This is a genomic window from Streptomyces sp. WAC05292 (assembly GCF_003949955.1).
GTDB classification, from domain to species: domain Bacteria; phylum Actinomycetota; class Actinomycetes; order Streptomycetales; family Streptomycetaceae; genus Streptomyces; species Streptomyces globosus.
Window position 1 is genome coordinate 1 of sequence record NZ_RPSE01000421.1, and the last position, 5,286, is coordinate 5,286.

Below are 5,286 nucleotides of genomic sequence, written 5' to 3' on the forward strand. Positions count from 1 at the left end.
ACGAGATCCTCGCCGAGCACCCCGAGTACCACTGGATGCGCCAGTACCACGACGACGTGCACTACGCCGGCTACCGGGCGGTCTCCGCCCGGATCCGGTCGGCGACCGCCCGGTAGCCGGCGTAGTGCACGTCGTCGTGGTACTGGCGCATCCAGTGGTACTCGGGGTGCTCGGCGAGGATCTCGTGGATCCGCTCCACCCGCCGCTTCTGGTCCAGCCGAAGGTCGCTGCACGGCTCCATCTGCTCCAGCGTCGCCCCCAGCACCGCCAGCTGGGTGCGGAGCGTGTGGTCGACGGTCGTCGAGCCGACGATGTGGCAGCGCATGCCGTACCGGTGGCAGGCCAGCGCCAGCGCGTACGCGTAGATGCCGCTGGAGCTGTCCAGCAGGGTGTCCCCGGGGCGCACCGCCCCGGTGTCGAGCAGGTGGCGGACCGCGGCGAGCGCGGACACCGCCTTCATCGTCTCGAAGCGGAGGCAGACGAGCCGGTCCTCCAGCCGTATCAGGTCCGGGCGGCCTATCGACTCCGCGATGTGCTGGTCCACAGCAGCTCCTCGGCAGGGTGGGAAGGGGACAGGGAAGCGCACGCGCCGGCGCGCACGCCGGGCGTGGTGAAGATCCGGGCGGCGGGGATGCCGTGGGCGTGCAGGGCGTCCAGGCAGCCGCGCACCTGGTACGGCAGCCCCGGCGCCGCCGCCCGGCCGGCGTCGAACAGCACGCCGGCCACCGCCCCGCTGTGTGCGATCTGCACGCCGACCGCCCCGACCCGGCGGGCCACCGCGGCCAGCGCCTCGAACTCCGGGTGCCCGAGCACCCGCTGGCCGCGCCGGGCGCTGGCGGTGGCGACCGCCCCGAGCAGTCGCGCGTCCTGCGCGGACACCGCCCGGCGCAGCTGGGCCCGCAGCCGCTCCCAGGCCCGTACGTCGGCCTCGCCGGCCTCCCGCACGGGCAGGGCGAGGGTGTCCACGGGCGCGCCGCCGCCCAGGTCGCAGCCGACGACGAGCAGCGGCGGCAGGGCCGCGCCCAGGACTTCGAGGACGCGGCCCTCGCGCTGTGCGAACAGCACCGGCCGCCCGTCCAGCATCAGCGGGTCGCAGGCCAGCTCCGCGCGCACCGCGATCCGGGCGACCGCCCCGGCCGGCAGCCGCGTCCCGTACGCGTCCGCCACCGCACGCACGGCGGCGATCACGTCGCTGGTGGAGCTGCCCATGCCGAGGCCCACCGGGATGTCGCCCGCGAGCCGCAACTCGCCGCCGCAGGCGGGCAGTCCGGCCCGGCGGGCGCACTCCGCCACCGCGAGCGCGGCGGCCCGGGCGGCCTTGGTGCGCCCCGCGGGGGCGACGGTGAGCTCCTGTGGGCGGGTACCGGGCCGGATCGTGAAGACGGCGCTGCTCCCGGGTCCGGCCATGGGCAGGGTGACCAGCCCCGGGCACGGGCGGCCCGCCTCGTCGCGGAAGACGCCCTGGAGGATCTCGCCGTGGTGGCAGGGGGCCCGTCCGTGCCCGGTGGCCGCGGTGGTGCGGGGGGTCACGCGCCGCCCACCGCCGCACGGTAGCGGTAGAGGACGGTCTCCTCGCCGCTGAACTGGGAGAAGGGGAACGGTTCGGCGGACAGGGCGGTGACCCCCGAGCCGAGGAAGGCGCGGGCGACGGCGCTGCCGCTCTGCGCGTAGACGACCAGCGGGATGCCGCGGTCGCGGCAGCGCCGCAGCACGGTGTCGAACGAGCCGTTCCCGAGGGTCATCCCGGTGCAGACGACCGCGTCGGCGGCGTCCAGCACCTCGTGCATGTCGGAGCTGACGGGGTCGCCCCACTGGGTGGCCTTGAGGTTGAAGTCGCACGGCAGCGGTACGCCGCCGCGCTCGCGGATCGCGGCGACGAGCGGGTTGACGACGCCGATGAGGCCGACGCGGGCCCCCGGTGCGATGTCCAGCAGCCCCGCTATCGCCGCGTCCCGGGCGGCGGCCCGGACCTCCGGCGCGCCGGCCGGCAGGACCACCGGCTCGGCCCGCCCGGCCGCCGCCGCGGCGCGGTGCGGGTCCGCCCCGGCGAGGTAGGCGTCGAGGGCGGCTGTCCGCAGCGGGCGCGGCGCCTCGCGCAGCAGGACGTCGAGGGGTGCGCCGGAGTGCTCGCGGCAGAGCGACGGGTCGATCTCCCCGGCCTCGAAGGCGCACCCGCCGAAGGCGCCGCCGACCCGGACCAGGACGTACTGGTTGAGGTAGGTGGTGTCGCCCCCGGCGAGCCGGGTGCCGTGGTGGATCCAGAACACGCTGGTGGCGGTGAGGCCGCTCGGGAGCGGGCCGCGATCGCCGGCGAGGACCGCCTCGGCGAGTGCGTCGACGGTGTGTACGGAGTCGGCGGGCCGGACGGATTCGATACGGGTCATGGGTTCCTCGGGTTCCTTGTCTTCACTTCTCATCACGGGCGGATACGGGCAGGGGTGCGCCGGCCGGCGGGGGCGCGGGCCGCAGCGGCCCGCGGTAGGCGACCGAGGGCCGCCCCAGGGCGTCCGGGGCGGGCACGGCGTCCACCTCGAAGACCTCGGCGAGCCGCTGCGCAGTCAGCACGTCGGCGGGCGGTCCGCAGGCGGCCAGGCGGCCGCGGTGCAGGAGCAGCAGCCGGTCGCAGTACCGGGCGGCGAGCGACAGGTCGTGCAGCACGACCAGGACGGTCTGCGGGGTCCCGGCCAGCAGCTCCATCAGCTCCAACCGGTGCCTGACGTCGAGGTGGTTGGTGGGCTCGTCGAGCAGGAGCGCACGGGGCTGCTGGGCCAGCGCGCGGGCGATGTGGGCGCGCTGCCGCTCACCGCCCGACAGCGCCTTCCACGGCCGGCCGGCGAGCGCGGTCAGGCCGACGCGGTCCAGGGCCGCGGCGACGACCGCCCGGTCGGCGGCGTCGGGCCCGCGCCACCGGCTGCGGTACGGGGTCCTGCCCAGGCCGACGACGTCGGCGACCCGCAACTCGCCGTCCGCGTCCGCCTCCTGCGCCACGAACGCGACGCGGCGGGCGATCCGGCGGGCGTCCCAGCCCCGTACGGACTCGCCGTCGTAGCGGACGGTCCCCGAGTCGGGGACCCGCAGGCCGGCCAGGCAGCGCAGCAGCGAGGACTTGCCGGAACCGTTCGGTCCGAGCAGGCCGACCGTCTCGCCGGGTGCCACCTCCGCGCTCACCCCGCGCACGACGGGCGTGCCCGCGGCCGACCAGGCCACTTCCTCGGCGGTGATCCTCACAGCTCACCCCGCCGGCGCAGGACCAGGAGGAACAGCGGGACGCCGAGCAGCGCGGTCACCACGCCGACGGGGACCTCGCGCGGCGCGAACGCGGCCCGGGCGAGCGCGTCCGTCCACACCAGGAACACCGCCCCGGCGAGCGCCGTGCACGGCAGCAGCACCCGGTGCAGCGGCCCGACGAGGAACCGCACCCCGTGCGGGACGATCAGCCCGGCGAAGCCGATGGCGCCGACCGTGGCGACGGCCACCGCGGTCAGCACCGCCGTGACGACGAGCAGCAGCAGCCGGGTGTGCCGTACGCCGATGCCCAGGGAGGCGGCGGTGTCGCTGCCGAAGGCCAGCCCGTCCAGGGCGGTGGAGCAGAGCCAGGCCGCGGCCAGGCCCAGGGGGGTGACGGCGGCGCAGACGGCGACGGTGTTCCAGCGGGCGGGCGCCATCGAGCCCAGCAGCCAGTGGGTGACGGCCCGCGTGGTGTCCGCGTCCGCCGATGCCATCAGGACGAGCGAGGTCAGCGCGGTGAACAACTGGCCCACGACGACCCCGGTCAGCACGATGCGCGACGAGTCCAGCCCCGTGCGCCGCAGGAGCAGCAGGAGCAGGGCGAACGACACCAGCGCGCCGGCGAGGGCGCCGCCGGTGACGCCCAGCGCGTGCGACCCGATCCCGAGGACGACGACGGCGACGGCCCCGGTGGAGGCGCCGGAGGAGACGCCGAGCAGGTAGGGGTCGGCGAGAGCGTTCCGGGTGACCGCCTGGAGCACCGCGCCGCACACCGCGAGGGAGGCGCCCACCAGGGCGGCCATCAGGACGCGCGGCAGACGCAGGTCCCAGACGAGCGAGTCGAGCAGCGGGGGGAGCGGCTCGACCGGCAGGCCGAGCCGGGTGCCGAAGGCGCGGGCGAGGTCCGTCCAGCCGACGTCGGCGGTGCCGATGCGGACGGCCGCGGCGACGGACGCGGCGAGCGCTGCGGCCCCGAGCAGCAGGAAGGCGGCGGCGCGCACCGCCCCGGCGCCGCCCGTGCGGGGCCGCCCCCCGGCGCCCCCGGCCCCGGGCCGGGACCCGGATGCGGCGGGCGGCGGCAGCAGCAGGTCTGCGCAGTGGCCGCCGGCAGCCTGATCAGTGGTCATGCTTGTGGTCCTTCAGCCCGGCGGCGATCAGTCCGAGGGCGTGCACGGAGCGCACCGACGGGTCGAGTTCGATGCCGGGCACCTCGATGATCCGGCCGTCGCGGACCGCCGCCAGCCGGGAGACGACCGGGTGCGCCGCCATCGCGGCGCGCTTCTCCGCGGCGCTGTCTCCGGGGCGGCCGCGCTCGGAGAGGTCGCCGACGACGATGAAGTCCGGGTCGCGCCGGGCGACTTCCTCCCAGGAGACCTCCGGCCAGTCCTCGGCCACGTCGTCGAAGGCGTTCCTCGCGCCGACGATGCGGCTCATCTCGCTGGGCAGGCCGCTGCCGCCCGCCACGTACGGCATGCCGTTGAAGACGGAGTACAGGTAGACGACGGTCGGCCGGTCCGCGCCCTGCGGTGCGCCGGCGGCTGCCTCCGCGGCCTTGGCGACCGCGGCGCGCTGGTCGGCGGCGAGCCGGGCGGCCCGCTCCTCGACGCCGAAGGCCTTGCCGAGGTTCTCGTAGTCGGAGAAGAGGAGTTCGAAGGCGGTCCGGCCGGCCGGGTTCTGCTGCGGGCAGTCGACGGCGCTGACGAAGGAGGGGACCTTGAGGGCGGCCAGCTCCTCGCGGGTGCCGGCCCGGTCCGCGGTGTACAGGTCGGCGGAGCCGGCGACGGTGAAGTCGGGTGTCGCGGCACGCAGTTGCTCGCCGGTGGCGATCTTCGGTGCGATGACGGGGACCTTGGCGTAGGCGGCCTGGTACCGGTCCGGGATCTTCGTCTTGAGGTTGGCCGTCCCGGCCATGCGGTCCTGCAGGCCGAGTTCGAGCAGGGTCTCGGTGGACGCCTGGTCGAGGGCGACGGCCCGTTCGGGCGGCTTGGCGAGGGAGAGTTCACGGCCGCAGCTGGTGATCGCGGCCGCTGCGGCCGGGGCGCGGTCGGAGGGCGGGGC

At 76.3% G+C, this 5,286-nt stretch carries 5 protein-coding genes and 1 pseudogene; all 6 read right to left on the bottom strand.

The window, feature by feature from the left end:
• Positions 1 to 544 (bottom strand): annotated as a pseudogene (locus tag EF903_RS28295) (pyridoxal-phosphate dependent enzyme); the annotation flags it as partial.
• Positions 517 to 1,530 (bottom strand): GHMP kinase, encoded by a 1,014-nt coding sequence (locus tag EF903_RS28300; RefSeq protein WP_125547865.1) that lies wholly within the window; start codon positions 1,528 to 1,530, stop codon positions 517 to 519. The gene EF903_RS28300 and the pseudogene EF903_RS28295, both read right to left, overlap by 28 nt.
• Positions 1,527 to 2,384, bottom strand: a complete 858-nt coding sequence (locus EF903_RS28305; RefSeq protein ID WP_125547866.1) for a Rossmann-like domain-containing protein — start codon at positions 2,382 to 2,384, stop codon at positions 1,527 to 1,529. Before EF903_RS28305 ends, EF903_RS28300 begins: the two co-directional genes overlap by 4 nt.
• 22 nt (positions 2,385 to 2,406) lie before the next feature.
• On the bottom strand, positions 2,407 to 3,228 hold the full coding sequence (locus EF903_RS28310; protein ID WP_125547867.1) for an ABC transporter ATP-binding protein: 822 nt from the start codon (positions 3,226 to 3,228) through the stop codon (positions 2,407 to 2,409).
• Positions 3,225 to 4,355 carry an iron ABC transporter permease gene (locus tag EF903_RS28315; protein ID WP_125547868.1) on the bottom strand — a complete coding sequence of 377 codons (1,131 nt, stop codon included), beginning with the start codon at positions 4,353 to 4,355 and terminating at the stop codon, positions 3,225 to 3,227. The genes EF903_RS28310 and EF903_RS28315 overlap by 4 nt, the downstream gene beginning before the upstream one ends.
• Positions 4,345 to 5,286 (bottom strand): ABC transporter substrate-binding protein (locus tag EF903_RS28320; protein WP_221888787.1); only part of this gene is annotated, 942 nt, incomplete at its 5' end. The genes EF903_RS28320 and EF903_RS28315, both read right to left, overlap by 11 nt.

What these genes read in the sequence shown, in the direction of transcription:
- EF903_RS28305 (WP_125547866.1), bottom strand. Translation starts at nt 2,384, where the DNA reads ATGACCCGTATCGAATCCGTCCGGCCCGCCGACTCCGTACACACCGTC.
- EF903_RS28315 (WP_125547868.1), bottom strand. Translation starts at nt 4,355, where the DNA reads ATGACCACTGATCAGGCTGCCGGCGGCCACTGCGCAGACCTGCTGCTG.